General features: G+C 71.2%; 19 protein-coding genes. 14 read left to right on the top strand and 5 right to left on the bottom strand.

Annotation, left to right across the window (positions count from 1 at the left end; genetic code table 11):
* Positions 1-185 precede the first annotated feature (185 nt).
* Positions 186-1,124, bottom strand: a complete 939-nt coding sequence (locus H305_RS0130925) for an RNA polymerase sigma factor SigF (protein WP_037765928.1) — start codon at positions 1,122-1,124, stop codon at positions 186-188.
* Positions 1,125-1,374: 250 nt separating this feature from the next.
* Between H305_RS0130925 and H305_RS0130920 the strand changes: the two genes are divergently transcribed.
* The 6 genes from H305_RS0130920 (at position 1,375) to H305_RS0130895 (ending at position 7,264) form a co-directional block, all read left to right on the top strand.
* Positions 1,375-1,743, top strand: coding sequence for an STAS domain-containing protein (locus tag H305_RS0130920; protein WP_028803863.1), 369 nt, complete (start codon positions 1,375-1,377; stop codon positions 1,741-1,743).
* A gap of 296 nt (positions 1,744-2,039) precedes the next feature.
* On the top strand, positions 2,040-2,585 hold the full coding sequence (locus H305_RS0130915) for an ATP-binding protein (RefSeq protein WP_028803862.1): 546 nt from the start codon (positions 2,040-2,042) through the stop codon (positions 2,583-2,585).
* Positions 2,586-2,996: 411 nt separating this feature from the next.
* Positions 2,997-3,701: an LPXTG cell wall anchor domain-containing protein gene (locus H305_RS0130910; protein ID WP_028803861.1), complete on the top strand. Its 705-nt coding sequence runs from the start codon at positions 2,997-2,999 to the stop codon at positions 3,699-3,701.
* A gap of 34 nt (positions 3,702-3,735) precedes the next feature.
* A complete protein-coding gene (locus tag H305_RS0130905) occupies positions 3,736-4,734 on the top strand; it encodes a hypothetical protein (RefSeq protein ID WP_028803860.1) in 999 nt (332 codons plus the stop codon).
* A gap of 14 nt (positions 4,735-4,748) precedes the next feature.
* Positions 4,749-5,903, top strand: coding sequence for a hypothetical protein (locus tag H305_RS0130900; protein WP_037765925.1), 1,155 nt, complete (start codon positions 4,749-4,751; stop codon positions 5,901-5,903).
* 62 nt (positions 5,904-5,965) lie between these two features.
* A complete protein-coding gene (locus H305_RS0130895) occupies positions 5,966-7,264 on the top strand; it encodes a hypothetical protein (protein WP_037765922.1) in 1,299 nt (432 codons plus the stop codon).
* 104 nt (positions 7,265-7,368) lie between these two features.
* On the opposite strand, the gene H305_RS0130890 is transcribed toward H305_RS0130895, so the two are convergent.
* Positions 7,369-8,865, bottom strand: a complete 1,497-nt coding sequence (locus H305_RS0130890; protein ID WP_028803857.1) for an oligopeptide:H+ symporter — start codon at positions 8,863-8,865, stop codon at positions 7,369-7,371.
* A gap of 491 nt (positions 8,866-9,356) precedes the next feature.
* Between H305_RS0130890 and H305_RS0130885 the strand changes: the two genes are divergently transcribed.
* A complete protein-coding gene (locus H305_RS0130885) occupies positions 9,357-10,034 on the top strand; it encodes a response regulator transcription factor (RefSeq protein WP_018566970.1) in 678 nt (225 codons plus the stop codon).
* 96 nt (positions 10,035-10,130) lie between these two features.
* Complete coding sequence (locus tag H305_RS0130880) at positions 10,131-11,405, top strand: ATP-binding protein (protein ID WP_028803856.1); 1,275 nt, start codon at positions 10,131-10,133, stop codon at positions 11,403-11,405.
* Between the two features lie 25 nt (positions 11,406-11,430).
* On the opposite strand, the gene H305_RS0130875 is transcribed toward H305_RS0130880, so the two are convergent.
* Positions 11,431-11,967, bottom strand: coding sequence for a GtrA family protein (locus H305_RS0130875; protein ID WP_028803855.1), 537 nt, complete (start codon positions 11,965-11,967; stop codon positions 11,431-11,433).
* A gap of 197 nt (positions 11,968-12,164) precedes the next feature.
* Between H305_RS0130875 and H305_RS0130870 the strand changes: the two genes are divergently transcribed.
* The 4 genes from H305_RS0130870 (at position 12,165) to H305_RS0130855 (ending at position 16,338) form a co-directional block, all read left to right on the top strand.
* On the top strand, positions 12,165-13,304 hold the full coding sequence (locus H305_RS0130870; protein ID WP_028803854.1) for a 5-(carboxyamino)imidazole ribonucleotide synthase: 1,140 nt from the start codon (positions 12,165-12,167) through the stop codon (positions 13,302-13,304).
* The gene (gene purE / locus H305_RS0130865) at positions 13,301-13,825 is read left to right on the top strand and encodes a 5-(carboxyamino)imidazole ribonucleotide mutase (RefSeq protein WP_078629328.1); all 525 of its coding nucleotides are present in this window, start codon (positions 13,301-13,303) and stop codon (positions 13,823-13,825) included. Before H305_RS0130870 ends, purE begins: the two co-directional genes overlap by 4 nt.
* Positions 13,826-13,830: 5 nt before the next feature.
* Positions 13,831-15,045: a dipeptidase gene (locus H305_RS0130860; RefSeq protein WP_051371133.1), complete on the top strand. Its 1,215-nt coding sequence runs from the start codon at positions 13,831-13,833 to the stop codon at positions 15,043-15,045.
* Between the two features lie 162 nt (positions 15,046-15,207).
* Positions 15,208-16,338: a dipeptidase gene (locus tag H305_RS0130855; RefSeq protein ID WP_028803851.1), complete on the top strand. Its 1,131-nt coding sequence runs from the start codon at positions 15,208-15,210 to the stop codon at positions 16,336-16,338.
* Positions 16,339-16,384: 46 nt separating this feature from the next.
* On the opposite strand, the gene H305_RS0130850 is transcribed toward H305_RS0130855, so the two are convergent.
* Positions 16,385-16,744 carry a VOC family protein gene (locus tag H305_RS0130850; protein ID WP_028803850.1) on the bottom strand — a complete coding sequence of 120 codons (360 nt, stop codon included), beginning with the start codon at positions 16,742-16,744 and terminating at the stop codon, positions 16,385-16,387.
* Between the two features lie 134 nt (positions 16,745-16,878).
* On the opposite strand from H305_RS0130850, the gene H305_RS0130845 reads away from it, so the two are divergent.
* Positions 16,879-17,379: a CGNR zinc finger domain-containing protein gene (locus H305_RS0130845; protein ID WP_028803849.1), complete on the top strand. Its 501-nt coding sequence runs from the start codon at positions 16,879-16,881 to the stop codon at positions 17,377-17,379.
* A 154-nt stretch (positions 17,380-17,533) separates the two neighbouring features.
* Here H305_RS0130845 and H305_RS0130840 read toward each other — a convergent pair whose 3' ends face one another.
* Positions 17,534-18,877, bottom strand: coding sequence for a UDP-glucose dehydrogenase family protein (locus H305_RS0130840; protein WP_028803848.1), 1,344 nt, complete (start codon positions 18,875-18,877; stop codon positions 17,534-17,536).
* A 189-nt stretch (positions 18,878-19,066) separates the two neighbouring features.
* Between H305_RS0130840 and H305_RS0130835 the strand changes: the two genes are divergently transcribed.
* On the top strand, positions 19,067-20,224 hold the full coding sequence (locus H305_RS0130835; RefSeq protein ID WP_028803847.1) for an acyl-CoA dehydrogenase family protein: 1,158 nt from the start codon (positions 19,067-19,069) through the stop codon (positions 20,222-20,224).
* Positions 20,225-20,232 lie beyond the last annotated feature (8 nt).

Raw genomic sequence — 20,232 nt, 5'->3', positions numbered from 1 at the left:
CCAAGCCGTGACCGCGGCGGTCGCAGGCGGCGCCGGGCGGCGGGCACGACGGCCTCGGGGCGGGCGGGCCCGGAACCGGCTGTGTCCGGTACCCGGGCGATCGGGTACCGGACACAGCCGGCCGGACGCCGCTCAGCCGGACGCCGACCGGTGGGACGCGGTCGGCCGGGCGAGGGCGGGGGAGGTCATTCCTCGACGGTCAGCCCCTTGCGCAGCCGCACCAGCGTGCGGGACAGCAGCCGGGAGACGTGCATCTGGGAGATGCCGAGCTCGTCGCCGATCTCGGACTGGGTCATGTTGGCGACGAAGCGCAGCGAGAGGATCTTCCGGTCGCGCGGCGGGAGTTCGGCGATCAGGGGCTTCAGGGACTCGACGTACTCGATGCCTTCGAGCCCGTGGTCCTCGTAGCCGATGCGGTCCGCGAGCGCGCCCTCGGAGTCGTCCTCCTCGGGCTGGGCGTCCAGCGAACTGGCCGTGTACGCGTTCGAGGCGGCCATGCCCTCGACGACCTCGTCGTTGCTGATGCCGAGGCGCCCGGCGAGTTCACCCACGGTCGGGGCGCGGTCCAGCTGCTGGGCGAGTTCGTCGCCCGCCTTCGCGAGGTCCAGGCGGAGTTCCTGGAGCCTGCGCGGCACCCGCACGGACCACGACGTGTCCCGGAAGAAGCGCTTGATCTCGCCGATGATCGTCGGCATGGCGAAGGTGGGGAACTCGACGCCGCGGCTCAGCTCGAAGCGGTCGATCGCCTTGATCAGGCCGATGGTGCCGACCTGGATGATGTCCTCCATCGGCTCGCTGCGCGAGCGGAAACGGGAGGCGGCGAACTTCACCAGCGCGAGGTTCAGTTCGACGAGCGTGTTGCGTACGTAGGCGTGCTCGTGGGTGCCCTCTTCGAGGGACTCGAGCCGCTGGAAGAGCGTTTTGGACAGAGCCCGTGCGTCCACCGGCCCCACCTCGTCGTACGGGGGGATCTCAGGAAGTCCGGCGAGGGCGTCGAAACCGTCGAACTCGTGGGTTTCGGCGGCCGAATCGGGGCCACCGGTCCTTTCGAGGCGCTCCGGAAGGTCCAGAGAAGGTGTCGACGTCGCCGTCTGGGTCTGCGATGCGTCGAGCCGGGGTGACATGATGTCCTCCATCGTTCTCGGCATATGGCCGCCGAAGCCAATACGTGCACTGCGGTGTGCGGCGCCTCCAAAGCCGGCCGTGTCGAATACGTGTCTCTACTAGCCCTACCCGCTTTCGCAAGGTCACCGCAAGTATGATTCGCGGTGAAATGTCCGTTTCCGGGGGGTTGTTCGGGTGTCGGGGGTCGTAGGGAAGGCGTAGTGTTCAAGTGCAGATTTCAGCAGTCACGACACTCGGGAGAGAGACGGCATGGACCGCGGGACGGTCGGCAGCGCACAGTCGGGCCGGCTTCTTGTCGAGGTGCGGGAAGAGGGCTCAAGTGCCGTCGTGACTCCCGCGGGTGAGTTGGATCACCACACGGCCGAGTTGTTGCGTGAGCCACTCGAGAAGTGCCTCGAAAAGGGGTACTCACGGTTGGTCGTCGACTGCTCACGCCTTGAGTTCTGTGATTCGACCGGACTCAATGTGCTGCTCGGAGCCCGGCTGAAGGCCGAGGCCGCGGGCGGTGGGGTCCATCTGGCGGCGATGCAGCCCGTGGTCGCCCGGGTCTTCGAGATCACCGGGGCCGAGGCCGTCTTCACCGTCCACGAGACGCTCGAAGCCGCCCTCGCCGGCTGATCGCCCCGTTCCCCAGGCCTCCCGCCTCGAGGTTGTGCCCCAGTTGCCCCTCAGTGACCGATGCGTTACCCGCGTCACGCGTTCCGCGCCGAATAGGTGGGTGTTCGCACGGTTCGGTCGGGCAGGAGACATCCTGAACGTGTCGGCAGCACATGTGCCGGTGGCGGGAGCGGAGCGGCGGTGCACACGCCGTCGGTCCGCACGTTTGATCCACAAGTTCGATCCGCACGTACTGAGACCTGAAAACGTACCGAGTCTTGAATTGTGAACCGGTGAATCGGTGAGGTGAAGCGCTGATGAGCACCACCCGGCCTTACCCGCCGGGCGACCGCGGCCCGGAGTCGGGCGACGGCGGCGCTTCCGGGGCGTCCGCGGGCGGCTTCGCGCCCGGAGACGGCGCGCCCCCGGTCGTCGCGGCCGTCCCCTCCGTCGATCGCCAGGCCCGCAGGCTGAACTTCGACGGCGCGAGCGGCGTGGTGCCGCTCGCCCGCGACTTCGCGCGCCAGGCGCTGTACGCGTGGGGCTGGCTGCCCGCGTCGGGCGCCGACCGGCGGGCCGCCGCCGAGGACGTCCTGCTGGTCGTCTCCGAACTCGTCACCAACGCCTGCCTGCACGCCGAGGGTCCGGACGAACTCAGGATCAGCTGCGACAACAAGGTGCTGCGCATCGAGGTCTCCGACCGGGGCAACGGTCAGCCCGCGCCCCGCACCCCGCACCGCGCCGGGCGTCCCGGCGGCCACGGCATGTTCATCGTGCAGCGGCTGTGCCTCGACTGGGGGGTCGTGCGGACCCCGGGTGTAGCGGGCAAGACCGTGTGGGCGGAGCTCGGGGCCCCCGCGTAGCCCTCGCGGAGCCGCCGCACGGCCTCGTGCGGCGTGCGCCCGGCGTCTGTACACCCGCTGCCCCCGCCCGGCTCGCGCCCGGCGGACATCCGCCGTGTTCCGCGTCTCGCCCGGCGTGCGCCCGGCGGGCGGACATCCGCCGTTCCGCGTCTCGCCCGGCGTGCGCCCGGCGGGCGGACATCCGCCGCCCACGGCGCGCCGCGCCCTCGCGCACCCGCCGCCTCGCGTCCCTCTCGCCCCGGCAACTGGGGTTACCGGCGGTTCGAACCCTTCATCGCATGTCGCCGCGTGCGTGCCGGATCTCCTCAGATCCGGGGCGCACTTTGTCTTCCCTCCGCAAGACCCCGGGCGTACTTTGAGCGCCCGATCTGATGTGCCGTCAGTAAATCTCGGCGACGGAGGGACTTCGAGGTGTCGTACCGGACGTACCAGAAACGAACCGCCGCGCTCGCGTCCGCCGCGGCCCTGGCCGGCTCGGCGGTGCTGATGGCCGCCCCCGCAGCCCAGGCCGCCGTGGTGAACGTCGACTACCAGTGCAAGACGCCGATCGGTGACAAGAGCGCCGTCTCGCCCATCGACATCAAGAGCGTCAAGAGCGGCAGCGGCTACAAGCTCACGATGTCCTGGCAGAAGGGCGTCTCCTCCAGCCCCGTGGAGCTGGGCAAGGGGGCGATGAGCCCGAGCGCCGTCATCGAGGTGGGCGGCGCGGACAGCGGAACGGTGGCGGTGAGCGGGCCCGCCAACGCGGCGGCGATCCCCGCCAACACCCCCATAAAGATCAGCGACTTGAGCGGCACGTACACGCCGAAGAAGTCCGGCAAGGTCACCTTCACCGCGGGCGTGCTCACCATCAAGGCCCTCGGAACGACCACCACGTGCACCCCCTCGAACCACCCCAAGCCCTCCCTGACCCTCGACGTCACGGCCGCGGGCGGCGGCTCGGGCTCGTCGGGTTCCGGCCAGAGCCAGGCCGGTTCGGACTCCGGCGGCGAGCTCCCGCAGACCGGCCCCGAGGACTCGGCGATCGCCCTCGGCACCCTCGGCGGCACGGTGCTGCTCGCGGGCGCGGCCGGCGTCCTGTGGCTCACGCGCAGGCATCAGGCGGTACGCCGCTGACGCCTCGCACGCCCGAAGCCCCAGGGAGCCACCGATGCCGTACGCACTCTTCGCCGCCCGTGCGCTGGGCCTGACCCTGGCGCTGTCGGTCGCGGCACCCGCGACCGCGGCCCACGGGGCCGACGGCTGGTCCGTGGTGCCGGCCACGAGCACGGCTGACCCGGCCGGCGCCCGCCCCTACGTCTACGCGGAGGGAGCCGCCGGCGCCGTGCTCCAGGACTCCGTGTCCGTGCTGAACCGGGGCCCGGAGCCGCTCACCGTCCGGCTGCGCGGCGCGGACGCCGACAACACCGCGGACGGCGCCTTCACCGTGCGGAGCAGGTCGTCGGACACCGGCGCGTGGATCGGCTTCGCGCGGGAGACCGGGACCGGCGACCGCCCCGCCGACGACCCCGCCGACACCGGCCGGCGGGCCGGGGTGCGCACGGTCGTGGTGCGGGTCCCGGCCCGCACCCGCGCCGACGTGCCGTTCACCGTGAGCGTTCCCGCGGGGGCCACGCCCGGCGACCACCCCGGCGCGATCGTCGCGAGTGCCGGCGGACGGTCCTCGGCGGTCCGCGTCCACCTGCGCGTCGGCGGACCGACGCTGGCGGCGCTCACCGTCGAGCACGTCACCGTGCGCCACGACCGGATCTCGTACGAGCTGGTCAACCGCGGCACCACCGTCCTCGCTCCGAGCCTGGCGGTCCACGCCGAAGGCGTCCTCGGCCGGCTCCTCGACCGTGCTCCGCGCGCCCTGCCCGTCGAACTCCTGCCGGGCCGCCGCGTCACGCTCAGCGAGCCGTGGCACGACCCGCCGGCGCTGGACTCGGTCGACGTCCGGCTGACCGTGACGGCCGCGGGCGGCGCACGCGACACCTCGACCACGTCGGTGCGGTTCGTGCCGTGGGGCCCGGTGGCCGTGGTGGCGGGCGCCCTCGCGGCGGTGGGCGCCCTCGTCGTCGTACGGCGCCGCACCCGTCGCGGGACGGGCCGCGGCGGGGCGAGCGAAGAGCCGTGTGCGGAAGTCGAACTGACGGGAGCGGTGTCGTGAGCGTCAAGGTGCGGATGGCGGCGCTGGGCGCGGCGCTCGCGCTCGTCCTGGTCCCGGCGGCGGGAACGGCCGCCGTGGCCGCCGACGGGAAGCCGGGCGTGCGGCTGTCCGCCTCGCAGGCGGGGACCGGCGGTTCGATCACCGTGACCGGCAGCGGGTGGCGCCCCAAGGCGCTGCTGATGATGCTGATCTGCGGTCAGTCTGTGCCGTCCCGAGGCGTGATCGGCGGCACCAACTCCTGCGCCAACGCCGACGGCCGGGCCGTCACCACCGACGCGAAGGGCGACTTCAGCAAGCGGCTGCCGGTCGCCGAGCCGCCGAGACCGTGCCCGTGCGTGGTGCACGTCGCCACCGTCACCGGCGAGAAGGCCGAGGCGGACGCGATCTTCATGGTGGCCGGGCACTCGGTCGAGCCGTTGCCGAAGGAGGAGAGCGGCGGCCGCCTGTCGGTGCTCACGGACACCCGGCTCGACGGGTCCGACGGCCTGCTCACCTGGTTCGGCTCACCGCCCTCCCGCACCCTCGTCTTCACCGTCGGCAACGTCGGCACCGCCCCCGTGCGGAATCCCCTCTTCCAGGTCGGCACCTCCCACGGCGTGTTCGCGCCGCAGTGGGAGGAGCAGCAGTGGCGCGGCACGATCGCGCCCGGCCGGAAGGCGCAGATCAAGCTCCCGGTCGAACTGTCCGCCGGGGCGCACGGCGACTACAGCGTCTCGCTCAGGTACGGCGGCAAGGTGCTCGCCGAACAGCCGTGGGGCGTGGGCCGCCCCTGGGGCGTGACCGTCTTCTGGATCCTGCTCTGCCTCGTCGTCCCGGCCGCCGTGTTCCGTGCCGGGATGGCCGTGGTGGACCGGGTACGGCCGCGCAGGTCGACCGGGCGGGCCCGCCGCCGGGTTCCGAGGCTTCCCGGACTCGCCCTGCGCCTGCCGCGGCCGGCGCTGCCCCCGGCCTCCGACGGCGCGGCCCCCGGGCGGCCGGCGGCACCGAAGACCCGGAAGGCGCCGAAGCGCCGCACGGCGCCGACGGCGTCCTCGAACTCCACGAACCCGACCCTGCCGTGGTTCACCCCGGACGACGGTCCGGAAACCGCGGCGAACGGTCAGCTCTCCGCACCGCAGGACAACAGCCCGACGACTCGCACGAGTCAGACGAGGAAGGGACATACGTGAGCGAGCAACGGAGAGTGGCACCGGGACCGGGGCGGAGAGTGAGCGCGGCCGGGGTCGCGCTGATGCTCGGCGGCGCGGGCATCCTGCTGGGTGTGGCCGCGGCCCCGGCACAGGCCGCCGAGGTGTCGTACAAGACGGAGTGCATCCCGCCCTCGATCTCCGGGCTGCCCCCGGTCGAGGGCACCACGAAGGTCGAGGTCACCGCGCCCGCCGAGGCGAAGGTCGGCGACGAGGTCACCATCACCTGGAAGTTCGTCCAGGCGGCCTCCAAGAACCCGGACGTCCTCGACCTCGACAAGGACACGGTCAAGCCGACCGGCACGCTGAAGGCGGCCGGCGCGCAGACCGCCGACATCGCCATGGAGGGGCCGCGGTCCAACCCGGCGATCCCCAAGAACAGCGACATGAAGCTGTCCGACATGACCGGAAAGCTGAAACTCACCGCGGCCGGAGACCTCACGCTGACCCCCGACGCGTACAACATCAACGTCAGCAAACCGCTGTCCACCGACACGAAGTGCACGCCGAAGGAGACGGTGAAACCCGCGGCGACCATCAAGGTGACGGGCAGCGGGGGAGACACCGGCGGCACGACGGGCGGTCTGCCCACGGTGACACCGACCCTCCCGACCGGGCTGCCCACACTGCCCACCGGCTCGGCGACCCCGTCCCCGAGCGCCGGTGAGAGCGACGGCAGCGACACCGGGGGATCCACCACCGGCGGTGACGGCGGCGGCCAGTCGGACTTCACGGGCAAGGAGGTCTCCGTCCCCTACGCGTGCAAGACGCCCATCGGAGACAAGAACGCCACCTCTCCCGTGCAGATCAACGCCAAGAAGGACGGCGGGAGTTTCGACCTCACCGTGCAGTTCAAGAAGTCCGTGATGGACAGCCCCGCCGACATCCCGGCCGACTCGGTCAAGCCGTCGATGGAGGTGGTCCTGGGCGGGTCGGACAAGGGCACCGTGCACGTCGAGGGGCCCACCAACGCCAAGGCGATCAAGTCGGGCGACCCGATCGAGATCCCCGACCTCACCGGCACCTACAAGCCGGGGGCGAGCGGCAGCTCCACTCTCTCCCCGGGCGTACTGACGGTGAAGGCCCTCGGTACGACGACGACCTGCACCCCGACGAAGTCCGAGGTCTCCCTGACGCTGGACACCACGGAGCAGGCGAGCGGGGCCGCGGGCGGCGGGTCCGCCGCCTCGGGCTCCGGCGGCACGGCGTCCGGCGGGGGTCTCGCGGAGACCGGCTCCGACAGCCACGGGGCGCTCAAGGCCCTCGGCCTGGTCGCCGGGACGGTCGTCCTGCTGGGTGGAGCGGTCTTCACCTTCCTGCCGGGACGCAGGGCGGGCGGCTGACGGACCGTCGCCGCCCGGCAGCCGTCCCGCGGCTGGGCCGCAACACCGAGGGGCCGTCGCACCGGTCGGTGCGACGGCCCCTCGGCATGTGGAGGCGGGTTCCGTCAGTGGACGTCGCCCATGAGCTCCTTGACCTTCTTGCGGTACATCCAGACGGCGAGACCGGCGGCCACGGCGAGCGCGGCCTGCAGGGCGACGATGCCCGTCATGTTGAGGTCGACGCCGGCGATGGAGAGCAGACCGGTGGTGGCGTCACCGGCGGTGACGGCCAGGAACCAGACACCCATCATCTGGGAGGCGTACTTCGCGGGCGCCATCTTCGTGGTGACGGAGAGGCCGACCGGGGAGACGGTCAGCTCACCGACGGTCTGCACGAAGTAGATCGCGACCAGCCACATGGCGGCGGCCTTGTGACCGCCGTCCGCGATCGCCAGCGGCGCCAGGAAGAGGAAGAACGAGGCACCGATCAGGATCAGACCGGAGGCGAACTTCACCGCCGTGCTCGGCTCCTTGCCGCGGCGGTTCAGCGCCAGCCACAGCCAGGCGAAGACCGGAGCCAGCGCCATGATCAGAACCGGGTTCACGGACTGGTACCAGGAGACCGGGAACTCCCAGCCGAAGACGCTGTTCTTGGCCGAGGAGTCGGCGAAGATCGACAGGGTCGAGCCGCCCTGGTCGTAGATCATCCAGAAGACGGCCGCGGCGACGAAGAACCAGATGTACGCCGACATCTTCGACTGCTCGACGCGGTCGAGGCTCTTGTCGCGCTTGATGCGCGCGATGACCAGGATCGGGATGAGCAGACCGGCGACGGTGATCGGGACCAGCAGCCAGTTCAGCGTGTAGTGGCCGGAGAAACCGACGATCGCGTAGAAGACCACGGCGACACCGGCCCACAGCGCGGCCTTGCGCAGGGTCGCGGCCTTCTCCTCGGCGGACAGCGGTGTGGGGACCTCGCTGGAGCGCTCGCTCAGGTGACGGCCGCCGAGCAGGTACTGGACGAGGCCGAGGGCCATGCCGAGCGCGGCGAGGGCGAAGCCGAGGTGCCAGTTCACGTTCTCGCCGATGGTGCCGATGACCAGCGGGGCGGCGAAGGCACCGACGTTGATGCCGATGTAGAAGAGGGTGAAGCCGCCGTCACGGCGCGGGTCGTCCGGGCCGTCGTAGAGGTGGCCGACCATCGTGGAGATGTTGGCCTTCAGCAGGCCGGAACCGATCGCCACCAGGCCGAGCCCGGCGTAGAAGGTGCCTGCTGTCGGCAGTGCCAGCGTCAGGTGACCCAGCATGATGACCCCGCCCGCGAGGGCGACGGTCTTGCGGGGGCCGAGGACGCGGTCCGCGAACCAGCCGCCCGGGAGCGCGAGCAGGTACACGAGCGACAGGTACACCGAGTAGATCGCGGTCGCGGTGGTCGCGCTCAGGTGGAGGCCGCCCGGCGCGACCAGGTACAGCGGGAGAAGTGCCCTCATGCCGTAGTAGGAGAAACGCTCCCACATCTCGGTCATGAAGAGAGTGGCCAGTCCGCGGGGGTGGCCGAAGAAGGTCTTCTCGGAACCGGGGGTGCCCGGGCGGACCGAGTCCTTCGTCAGGCTGGACGCCATGGTCGTTCCTTGCTGGTCGGGACGCGCGGCATGAGCGTTGCGCGCCCGGTGGGGGGCTGCCGGCACCGGCGGAGCACGTCATCCACCCCCACGCCCAGGGGGAGTCCGCTCCGGATGGCGAAGCGGCGGACGGCGACCACCGGGATCCACGCCCTTCACGCAACGGCGCGTTCGGGCCCGGCCACAGGTCATTCCTTTCAAGGCTGGCGAACACCAGCCCGCACACAAAAGAGACCTTCAGCGTGAATCTCTCGCCAAAGGTCCCCGTGTGGTGCTACAGGCGTTCTGGTCACCATACGACATGTCAATGCCGCATTTGGAAGGACTTGAGAGATGGATCACAGGTGAACCCGGAACCGCGGACACTCATTCGAAGGTGGTCACCAGGATCGCATCCCACAGCCACAGGTAAGAATCCCCCTGTTGGAGGGTGTGAATTGCGGAGGCCGATCACCACACGGCTGTCGTCCGCGGCGGACTACCATCACCCCATGACCCGTGTACTGCTCGCCGAGGACGACGCGTCCATCTCGGAGCCGCTGGCCCGCGCCCTGCGCCGGGAGGGTTACGAGGTCGAAGTGCGCGAGGACGGACCCACCGCGCTGGACGCCGGAATGCAGGGTGGCGTCGACCTGGTCGTGCTCGACCTCGGGCTGCCCGGCATGGACGGCCTGGAGGTGGCGCGCAGGCTGCGCGCCGAGGGCCACACCGTCCCGATCCTGATCCTGACCGCGCGTGCCGACGAGGTCGACACGGTCGTCGGTCTCGACGCGGGCGCCGACGACTACGTCACCAAGCCGTTCCGGCTCGCCGAACTCCTCGCCCGGGTACGGGCGCTGCTGCGGCGCGGCGCGGCCGAGCCCCAGCAGCCGCCCGCCACGCACGGCGTGCGCATCGACGTCGAGTCGCACCGCGCCTGGATGGGTGACGAGGAACTCCAGCTCACGGCAAAGGAGTTCGACCTCCTGCGGGTGCTGGTGCGGGACGCCGGACGGGTCGTCACCCGCGACCAGCTCATGCGCGAGGTCTGGGACACCACCTGGTGGTCCTCCACCAAGACGCTCGACATGCACATCTCCTGGCTGCGCAAGAAGCTCGGGGACGACGCGGCGAACCCTCGCTACATCGCGACGGTGCGAGGCGTCGGCTTCCGCTTCGAGAAGAGCTGACGGCCCCCCGGCCCGGCCCGGGGGCGTCGTGGCGCCCGGGCCGGCGCGGCGCCGGGGCACACTGGACCACGTACAGCCACCTGCCCGGAGGGCCCCGTGCGTCGCCGTCTCATCCAGTCCACGCTCGCCGTCGTACTCGTCGTGATCGCCGTCTTCGGCGTGTCCCTCGTGATCGTCGAGACCCGCACCATCAGCAACAGCGCCCAGGAGCGGGTGGACTCCGAGGCGCTGCGCCTGGCCAGCATCGTGGACAGCCGCATCCTCGGCGACGAGAAGATCACCGGGGAGACCTTCAAGGACCAGGTCACGGACGAGCGGTACGCCGTGATCGAGATCCCCGGCCGCGCCCCCATCGAGGTCGGCACCAAGCCGACCGGCGACATCATCCACTACACCGCCCGGGGCGAGGAGGGCGAGACGGTCACCGTCCAGGAGCCGCGCTCGTCCGTCACCAGGGAGGTCGGCCGGACGCTCCTGATCATCGGCGCGGTGGCGCTGCTGGCGATCGTCGCCGCCGTGCTGCTGGCCGTGCGGCAGGCCAACCGGCTCGCCTCGCCGCTCACCGACCTCGCCGAGACCGCGGAACGGCTCGGTTCGGGCGACCCGCGTCCCCGCCACAAGCGGTACGGCGTCCCCGAGCTGGACCGGGTCGCCGACGTCCTGGACGGCAGCGCGGAGCGCATCGCACGGATGCTGACCGCCGAGCGCCGCCTCGCCGCCGACGCCTCCCACCAGCTCCGGACGCCGCTCACGGCACTGTCCATGCGGCTGGAGGAGATCACCGTCACCGACGACCCCGACACGGTGAAGGATGAGGCGACGATCGCGCTGACACAGGTCGAGCGCCTCACGGACGTCGTGGAGCGGCTGCTCACCAACGCCCGCGACCCGCGTACCGGCTCCGCCGTCTCCTTCGATCTGGACGAGGTCATCAAGCAGCAGCTGGAGGAGTGGCGCCCGGCCTACCGCAGCGCCGGCCGCGCCATCGTCAGCTCGGGCAAGCGGCACCTGCGGGCGGTGGGCACCCCCGGGGCGGTCGCGCAGGTCCTGGCGGCGCTGATCGAGAACTCGCTCATGCACGGCGGCGGCACCGTCGCGCTGCGGACGCGCGTGACCGGCAACCAGGCCGTCATCGAGGTCACGGACGAGGGACCCGGTGTCCCCACCGACCTGGGCGCCCGCATCTTCGAGCGCACGATCAGCGGGCGCAACTCCACAGGTATCGGCCTCGCCGTCGCCCGGGACCTCGCGGAGGCGGACGGCGGACGTCTGGAGATGCTCCAGGCGCAGCCCCCGGTCTTCGGCCTGTTCCTGTCCCGCACCCCGCTCAAGCGCCCCTCGCTCGACGAACCGGAGCAGACGGTCCGCTGACGCGCCCGTGAGCGCGGGGGGGGGGTCAGATGTCGGCGCGCGCCCGCGTCCGCGCCGGCTGCGCGTCGAGGATCGCCTCCGCGCTGGCCACGGTCTCCCGGCCGGGCAGCGCCCGGAACACCCAGCTGCGGTACGACCAGAAGCGGAAGAGCGTCGCGACACCGATGCCGATGAATTTGAAGACGTTGCTCTGCAGCGGGCTGTCCCAGCCGAAGCCGTACGTCGCGGCGTAGAGCACGCCGTTCTCGATGACCAGGCCGACCGCGCTGAACAGCAGGAAGAGCGTCAGCTCCTTGGTGCGCCCGCTCTTGTCGCGGTCACGGTAGGTGAAGTACCGGAACCCGATGTAGTTGAAGACGATGGAGACGACGGTGGCGATGACACTGGCCCGCACGACCTGGAGCCCGGTGAGATGGCGTACGAGGTTGAACACCAGCAGATTGACGAGCAGCCCCGCCCCGCCGACCGCACCGAACTTGGCGACCTCGCGCATCAGCAGGTCGAACCGGCGGTGAACCGCGCTGCGGGGCCCCGGACGAGACCCCGTAGAAGCACTGCCCATGGTGTCGCCAGCCCCCGTCGGTGGATACGTCGTCGGTTACGACGGTCGAGTATGTCAACTCAGCCATGCTATCCAGCCCCCTTCCGCGATGCCTGTGCAAGGGCTCACAGGTAAGAAAAGTCGCGTCCGGCAGCGGGGAGACGGTCGCGTACGGGCGCGGAATCCGGCCACAGTGGCGCGGCCGATACTCTTGGAGGGTGACGTTCCCGGTAGTCGGCATGGTCGGCGGCGGTCAGCTCGCTCGTATGACACACGAGGCAGGCATCCCGCTCGGCATCAAGTTCAAGCTCCTCAGTGACACCCCTCAGGACTCCGCGGCGCAGGTCGTCGGCGATGTCGTCGTCGGCGACTATCGCGACCTCGACACGCTGCGTGACTTCGCGCGGGGCTGTGACGTGATCACCTTCGATCACGAGCACGTACCCACCGAGCACCTGCGTGCTCTGGAGGCGGACGGCATCCCCGTCCGCCCGGGGCCCGACGCGCTCGTGCACGCCCAGGACAAGGGTGTGATGCGCGCGAGGCTCGACGCGATCGGAGTGCCGTGCCCGCGGCACCGCATCGTGAGCGATCCCGCGGACGTCGCCGCGTTCGCGGCTGAGGGCGACGGCTTCCCCGTCGTCCTCAAGACGGTCCGCGGCGGATACGACGGCAAGGGCGTGTGGGTCGTGGACTCCGTGGCGGAGGCCGAGGACCCGTTCCGCGCGGGTGTCCCCGTGCTCGCCGAGGAGAAGGTCGACTATGTGCGGGAGCTGGCGGCGAACGTCGTGCGGTCCCCGCACGGCCAGGCGGTCGCCTACCCGGTGGTCGAGTCCCAGCAGGTCGGCGGCGTGTGCGACACGGTGATCGCGCCCGCCCCGGGCCTCGACGAGACCCTCGCGCTCAAGGCCGAGCAGATGGCCCTGAGCATCGCCAAGGAGCTGGGCGTCGTCGGCCACCTCGCCGTCGAACTGTTCCAGACCCGCGACGGCCGCATCCTGGTCAACGAACTGGCGATGCGCCCGCACAACTCCGGCCACTGGACCCAGGACGGCGCGATCACCTCCCAGTTCGCCAACCACGTCCGCGCGGTCCTCGACCTGCCGCTGGGCGATCCGCGCCCGCGCGCCCCGTGGTCCGTGATGGTCAACGTCCTCGGCGGCGACTACCCGGACATGTACTCCGCGTATCTGCACTGCATGGCCCGCGACCCCCAGCTCAAGATCCACATGTACGGCAAGGACGTGAAGCCCGGCCGTAAGGTCGGTCACGTCAACACCTACGGCGACGACCTGGACGACGTCCTTGAGCGCGCCCGGCACGCAGCCGGCTACCTGAGAGGCACGATCACCGAATGAGCCCCGTTGTAGGCATCGTCATGGGGTCGGACTCCGACTGGCCCGTCATGGAGGCCGCCGCACAGGCCCTCGACGAGTTCGAGATCCCGTACGAGGTGGACGTCGTCTCGGCGCACCGCATGCCGCGCGAGATGATCACTTACGGCGAGCAGGCCGCGGAGCGCGGGCTCAAGGCGATCATCGCCGGTGCGGGCGGTGCCGCCCATCTGCCCGGGATGCTCGCGTCGGTCACCCCGCTGCCGGTGATCGGGGTGCCGGTGCCGCTGAAGTACCTGGACGGCATGGACTCGCTCCTGTCGATCGTGCAGATGCCGGCGGGCGTGCCGGTGGCGACGGTCTCGGTGGCGGGCGCGCGCAACGCGGGTCTGCTGGCGGCGCGGATGCTCGCCGCGCACGACGAGGAGCTCCTCGGCCGCATGCGGGAGTTCCAGCAGGAGCTGAACGACCAGGCGACGGAGAAGGGCAAGCGACTGCGGACCAAGGTCGAGGGCGCGAACAGCGGCTTCGGCTTCGGGAAGTGACGCGGATGACGTCCTCGTCCGTGTCCACCGGTTCCGCCCCGTCCCCGTCCCTCGGCCGGGCCCGTGAGCTGCTCGCCGAGTTCCCGGTCGTCGACGGGCACAACGACCTCCCGTGGGCGCTGCGCGAACAGGTCCGCTACGACCTGGGCGCCCGGGACATCGCCGCCGACCAGAGCGCACACCTGCACACCGACCTGGCCCGTCTGCGCGCGGGCGGGGTCGGCGCGCAGTACTGGTCGGTGTACGTCCGCTCCGATCTTCCGGGCGCCGTCACCGCGACGCTGGAACAGATCGACTGCGTACGGCAGTTGATCGACCGTCATCCGGCGGACCTGAGGGCCGCGCTGACCGCCGCCGACATGGAGGCGGCGCGCGCGGAGGGCCGCATCGCCTCGCTGATGGGCGCGGAGGGCGGGCACTCCATCGACAACTCGCTCGCCGTGCTGCGGGGCCTGTACGCCTTGGGCGTCCGCTACATGACCCTCACCCACAACGACAACATCGCGTGGGCGGACTCGGCGACGGACGTGCCCACCGTGGGCGGCCTGTCGGCCTTCGGCCGCGAGGTCGTGCGCGAGATGAACCGCGAAGGCATGCTCGTCGACCTCTCGCACGTCGCGGCGACGACGATGCGCGACGCGCTGGACACGTCGGTCGCGCCGGTCGTCTTCTCCCACTCCTCGGCGCGCGCGGTGTGCGACCACCCGCGCAACATCCCGGACGACGTCCTGGAGCGGCTGCCCGCCAACGGCGGTGTGGCGATGGTGACGTTCGTGCCGAAGTTCGTCCTCCAGGCGGCGGTCGACTGGACGGCCGCGGCCGACGAGAACATGCGGGCCCACGGCTTCCACCACCTGGACACGACCGCCGAGGGCATGAAGATCCACCGCGTGTTCGAGGAGAGCAACCCGCGCCCCGTCGCGACGGTGGCGACGGTCGCCGACCATCTCGACCACATGCGCGAGGTCGCCGGCATCGACCACCTCGGCATCGGCGGCGACTACGACGGCACGGCCTTCACCCCGCACGGCCTCGACGACGTGTCCGGCTACCCGAACCTGGTCGCCGAACTGCTCGACCGCGGCTGGTCGTCCGCCGATCTGGCCAAGCTGACGTGGCAGAACTCGGTGCGCGTGCTGGGCGCGGCCGAGGACGTGGCCCGCGACCTGAAGGCGCGGCGCGGCCCGTCGAACGCGACGCTGGAGCAGCTGGACGGCTGACGTACGTCCTACGGGTGTGCCCGCGGGCACACCCGTAGGACGTACGGCGGGCAGAGCCGCCCCGGCGGCGTTACCCCCGAACGCTCCACCCACCAGGAAGCCCTCCGGGCACCGTGCAACGGTGGCGTTACCGCGATCACCGTCCACCCAGCGGAGGCCGTCATGGCAGAACTGCAGGACGAACTGCACCTCACCTCCGAGGTGGGCGAGCTCGACCCGCCCGCCGTCTGGCCGGAGTCGGAGCCTGCGCTCCTCGGCACGCCCGGGCCGGCCGGCACGGTGGGAGGCGACGCGCTGGAGCGGGCCCACACCTTCCTCGCCGCCCACCCCGTCGCCGACGGCTACAGCGGTCTTCCCTGGGTGCTGCGACACCTTCCCTGGTACGACCTGGAGCTCGGCGAGACCGCCGTGGACACCGACGTGCCCCGGATGCGCGCGGGGCACGTCGGTGCCGTGTTCTGTTCGCTGCACCTGCCGGAGGGTCTCGCCGGGGACCGTGCCGTGGGCGCGACCCTGGAACAGCTGGACCTGGTGAAGGCGTTGGTGCGGGCGCATCCCGAGGGCCTGCGCGTGACGTACAGCGCCTCCGGTCTGACCGACGCCCGCAACTGCGGCCGCGTCGCCGTCGTGCTCGGACCCGCCGGAGCCGGCGCGCTCGGCGACTCGCTCGGCATCCTGCGCGCGCTGCACACCCTCGGCCTGCGGGTGCTCACGCTGGCCGGCGCCTCCTGGGCGAGCGAGGCGGGCCTGACCCGGTTCGGCGAGGAGGTGCTGCGGGAGATGAACCGGCTCGGGGTGCTCGCCGACCTCTCCGGCACCTCGGACGCCACGACCGGCCGTGCTCTCGCGGTCTCCAAGGCTCCGGTGGTCTTCACCCGTTCCGCGGCCCGCGCGCTGCGCCCCCACCCGGTCAACCTGCCGGACGACGTCCTCATCGAGCTGGGCGCCGCCAAGGGCCTGTGCCTCGTCCCGCTGACGGCCGAGCAGGCGGGCCCGTCCGTGCGCGACGTCGCCGACCACCTCGACCACATCCGCGTCCTCGCGGGCGCGGAGTGTGTCGGCCTTTCGGGGACGTACGACTCGGGGGCCGCCCATCCGCAGGACCTGTCCGACGCGTCCTGCTATCCGCGGCTGATCGCGGAGCTGATCTCCCGCGGCTGGTCCGAGTCCGACCTCGCCCTGCTCACCTGGGGGAACGTCCAGCGGGTGCTGCGCAGCGCGGACTTCACGGCCCGCGCCGCCCAGCAGCGCCGCGAGCCGTCCTCGGCGAAGATCGCGGAACTGGACGGCTGACGACTCCTCCGCCAGGGCCCCGCCGGTGCCGCAACAGGCCGCGGCACTAGCAGGCGCAGAGACAGAACGGGTGTCCGGCCGGGTCGGCGTACACGCGCCAGGTGCGCGAGCGGTCCTCCGCGTCGAGCGGTGTCGCGCCGAGCGCCAGGACGCCCTTCTCGGCCGCGTCCAGGTCCTCCACGGTCAGGTCCAGGTGGAACTGCTGCGAGGCGTCGGGCGCGGGCCACTTCGGCCGTACGTGTCCGGGTGCGGCCTGGAACGCCAGCGCCCGTCCGCCGGGCACCTCCAGGTCGATCCAGTCGCCTTCGCCCTGGACCGTGCCGCCCAGCACCTCGGCGTAGAACCCGGCGAGCACGCGGGGGTCGGGACAGTCCAGGACGACGGCGCCCAGGTTGGCGAGAGCCATTGGCTTCCTCCCAGGGGGATCGGTTGCTCGTGGACCGCTGAGGGGTGAGTTACCCGTAGACGGCCCCAAGCGGTAACGATGGTTACTGGATACTGTCGCATTGGGGGTAACGTCGCAAGCATGAGGTCGCGACGATGAGTGAAAGGGCGCCCGCGCCCGGAGGGCTGGCCCTCGTGGAGGCGCTGGTGAACACCGTGGACCTGGGGTCGGGCGCCGATCTGCTCGACACGGCCGACGGGCGGGCCGCGTTCGGCGTCACGGAGCGGGACGTGGCCGGTGCACGGGAACTGCGCGAGTCCCTGCGGGCCGTGTGCCTGGCGCACGCCGGACACCCGCCGCACCGCGCGGTGACGCCCCTGGGCGAACTGCTGGCGCGGGCGCCGCTGTATGTGGCGGTCGACGAACGGGACGGCTCGGCCGTCCTCGCCCCGGCCGACGCGGGGCCGCTGCTGTCCCGCGTGGCGGCGGCGGTGGGGGAGGCGCTCACCGACGGCACCTGGCTCCGCCTCAAGGCCTGCGAACTGCCCGAGTGCCACTTCGCGTACTACGACCGCAGCCCCGCCGGCCGCGGTCGCTGGTGCTCGATGTCGGTGTGCGGGGCGCGCGCGAAGATGCGGCGGTACCGCGCCAAGTAGCCCGCCGCGGTGGTGAGTCGGGCGGTCGCCGCTCGTGCCGGCGGCGAAGTGGTGCAGAATGCGACTGACGCCGGTCCGGCCGACTGAGCCTCGGCCGGACCGGCGTCACCCTTTCTTCCGGGTCGCCGGCGTCCGGCGCGCCGCTACGGCTGTCTCAGGCGGTCGGGCGGCCCATCGCCCGGTAGGTCCACCCGGCAAGGCGCCACACCTCGGGGTCGAGCGCGTTGCGCCCGTCCAGCAGCACACGGGCCGCGACGGCCTCGCCGAGTTCCGCCGGGTCCAGGTCGCGGAACTCGCGCCACTCCGTCAGGTGCAGCACGACATCGGCGCCACGCACGGCCTCGACGGCGGTGTCGGCGTACCCCAGCGTCGGGAAGAGGCGCCGTGCGTTCTCCATGCCCTTCGGGTCGTAGACGGTGACCTGGCCGCCCTGGAGGTGGATCTGCCCGGCGACGTTCAGGGCGGGCGAGTCGCGCACGTCGTCCGAGTCCGGCTTGAACGTCGCGCCGAGCACGGCGACCCGCTTGCCGAGGAAGGCACCACCGCCGAGCGCCTCCCGGGCCATCTCGACCATCTGCCCGCGGCGCCGCATGTTGATGGAGTCGATCTCGCGCAGGAAGGTCAGCGCCTGGTCGGCCCCCAGCTCGCCGGCGCGTGCCATGAAGGCGCGGATGTCCTTGGGCAGGCAGCCGCCGCCGAAGCCGATCCCCGCCCGCAGGAACTTCTTCCCGATCCGCTCGTCGTACCCGATCGCCTCGGCCAGCCGGGCGACGTCGCCGCCCGCGGCCTCGCAGACCTCGGCCATGGCGTTGATGAAGGAGATCTTGGTGGCGAGGAAGGAGTTCGCGGACGTCTTCACCAGCTCGGCGGTCGGGAAGTCGGTCACCACGAACGGCGAGCCCTTGGCGACCGGCGCCATGTACACCTCGCGCAGCAGCTTCTCCGCCCGGTCGCTGCGCACGCCCACCACGATCCGGTCGGGGTGCAGCGTGTCCTGCACCGCGAAGCCCTCCCGCAGGAACTCCGGGTTCCAGGCGAGCTCGGCGTCCTCGCCGGCGGGCGCGAGCTGCGCGAGCCGTGCGGCCAGCCGGTCCGCCGAGCCGACGGGTACCGTGGACTTGCCGACGACCAGGGCCGGGCCGTGCAGGTGCGGCGCGAGCGACTCGAAGGCCGCGTCGACGTACGACATGTCACAGGCGTACTCGCCATGCTTCTGCGGAGTGTTCACACAGACGAAGTGGACGTCGCCGAACTCCCCGACCTCCGCCCAGTCCATGGTGAACCGCAGCCGCCCGGTGGACCCCTCGATGCCCGCGACGTGTTTGCGCAGCAACTCCTCGAGTCCCGGCTCGTACATCGGGACCTCGCCCCGCTGGAGCATCTCGATCTTCTCGGGCACCACGTCGAGCCCGAGCACCTCGAAACCGAGTTCGGCCATGGCCGCCGCGTGCGTGGCGCCGAGATAGCCGGTTCCGATCACGGTGATCCTGAGGGCCATGGGTGCTCCTGGAGTGTGCGACGTAGGTGCGCGCCCGAGCATAGCCGGGGCTTGGAAGGGCGCCTTCACAGGCACTTTTCCCCTGTCGCCAAACTCACGTATCACTTGCGTGGGGAGGAGCTCTAAAATTTGGGTTACTTAACGGTAGTTAGCGCCACCATCACAGCGTCCCTTGGAGCGTGAGAGACCTTGGCCGGATCGGCTGATTTCGACCTGTACCGCCCGTCCGAGGAGCACGACATGCTCCGGGACGTGATCCGTTCGCTGGCCGAGGCGAAGATTGCGCCGTTCGCCGCAGCGGTGGACGAGGAGGCCCGTTTTCCGCAGGAGGCGCTCGACGCCCTGGTCGCGGGCGACCTGCACGCCGTGCACGTCCCCGAGGAGTACGGCGGCGCCGGCGCCGACGCGCTCGCCACGGTCATCGTGATCGAGGAGGTGGCCCGTGTCTGCGCGAGCTCCTCGCTGATCCCCGCGGTGAACAAGCTCGGCTCGCTGCCCGTCATCATCTCCGGCTCCGAGGAGCTGAAGAAGAGGTACATGGCCCCGCTCGCCAAGGGCGAGGGCATGTTCTCGTACTGCCTCTCCGAGCCCGACGCGGGTTCGGACGCGGCCGGCATGAAGACGAAGGCGGTCCGCGACGGCGACTTCTACGTCCTCAACGGCGTGAAGCGCTGGATCACCAACGCGGGCGTCTCCGAGTACTACACGGTCATGGCGGTGACCGACCCGGCGAAGCGCTCGAAGGGCATCTCCGCGTTCGTCGTCGAGAAGTCCGACGAGGGCGTCTCCTTCGGCGCTCCGGAGAAGAAGCTCGGCATCAAGGGCAGCCCGACGCGCGAGGTCTACCTGGACAACGTGCGCATCCCCGCCGACCGCATGATCGGCGAGGAGGGCACCGGCTTCGCCACCGCGATGAAGACGCTGGACCACACCCGGATCACGATCGCGGCGCAGGCCCTCGGCATCGCGCAGGGAGCCCTGGACTACGCCAAGGGCTACGTCCAGGAGCGCAAGCAGTTCGGCAAGCCGATCGCCGACTTCCAGGGCATCCAGTTCATGCTGGCCGACATGGCCATGAAGATCTCGGCCGCCCGCGCCCTCACCTACCAGGCGGCCGCGGCCTCCGAGCGCGGCGACGCCGACCTCACCTACCTGGGTGCGGCCGCCAAGTGCTTCGCCTCGGACGTCGCCATGGAGGTCACCACGGACGCCGTCCAGCTGCTCGGTGGCTACGGCTACACCCGTGACTACCCGGTCGAGCGCATGATGCGCGACGCCAAGATCACCCAGATCTACGAGGGCACCAACCAGGTCCAGCGCATCGTGATGGCCCGCAACCTTCCCTAGCGCGAGGC

This window comes from Streptomyces sp. 142MFCol3.1 (genome assembly GCF_000424945.1).
GTDB classification, from domain to species: Bacteria; Actinomycetota; Actinomycetes; order Streptomycetales; family Streptomycetaceae; genus Streptomyces; species Streptomyces siamensis.
The sequence above is the reverse complement of the archived record's forward strand: the minus strand, read 5'-3'. Positions and strand labels throughout refer to the sequence as shown.

Bases quoted from the DNA above. Each gene is read 5' to 3' on its own strand.
- H305_RS0130925 (WP_037765928.1), bottom strand. From the start codon at position 1,124: ATGTCACCCCGGCTCGACGCATCGCAGACCCAGACGGCGACGTCGACA.
- H305_RS0130920 (WP_028803863.1), top strand. From the start codon at position 1,375: ATGGACCGCGGGACGGTCGGCAGCGCACAGTCGGGCCGGCTTCTTGTC.
- H305_RS0130915 (WP_028803862.1), top strand. From the start codon at position 2,040: ATGAGCACCACCCGGCCTTACCCGCCGGGCGACCGCGGCCCGGAGTCG.
- H305_RS0130905 (WP_028803860.1), top strand. From the start codon at position 3,736: ATGCCGTACGCACTCTTCGCCGCCCGTGCGCTGGGCCTGACCCTGGCG.
- H305_RS0130900 (WP_037765925.1), top strand. From the start codon at position 4,749: ATGGCGGCGCTGGGCGCGGCGCTCGCGCTCGTCCTGGTCCCGGCGGCG.
- H305_RS0130895 (WP_037765922.1), top strand. From the start codon at position 5,966: ATGCTCGGCGGCGCGGGCATCCTGCTGGGTGTGGCCGCGGCCCCGGCA.
- H305_RS0130890 (WP_028803857.1), bottom strand. From the start codon at position 8,865: ATGGCGTCCAGCCTGACGAAGGACTCGGTCCGCCCGGGCACCCCCGGT.
- H305_RS0130885 (WP_018566970.1), top strand. From the start codon at position 9,357: ATGACCCGTGTACTGCTCGCCGAGGACGACGCGTCCATCTCGGAGCCG.
- H305_RS0130875 (WP_028803855.1), bottom strand. From the start codon at position 11,967: ATGGGCAGTGCTTCTACGGGGTCTCGTCCGGGGCCCCGCAGCGCGGTT.
- purE (WP_078629328.1), top strand. From the start codon at position 13,301: ATGAGCCCCGTTGTAGGCATCGTCATGGGGTCGGACTCCGACTGGCCC.
- H305_RS0130860 (WP_051371133.1), top strand. From the start codon at position 13,831: ATGACGTCCTCGTCCGTGTCCACCGGTTCCGCCCCGTCCCCGTCCCTC.
- H305_RS0130855 (WP_028803851.1), top strand. From the start codon at position 15,208: ATGGCAGAACTGCAGGACGAACTGCACCTCACCTCCGAGGTGGGCGAG.
- H305_RS0130850 (WP_028803850.1), bottom strand. From the start codon at position 16,744: ATGGCTCTCGCCAACCTGGGCGCCGTCGTCCTGGACTGTCCCGACCCC.
- H305_RS0130845 (WP_028803849.1), top strand. From the start codon at position 16,879: ATGAGTGAAAGGGCGCCCGCGCCCGGAGGGCTGGCCCTCGTGGAGGCG.
- H305_RS0130840 (WP_028803848.1), bottom strand. From the start codon at position 18,877: ATGGCCCTCAGGATCACCGTGATCGGAACCGGCTATCTCGGCGCCACG.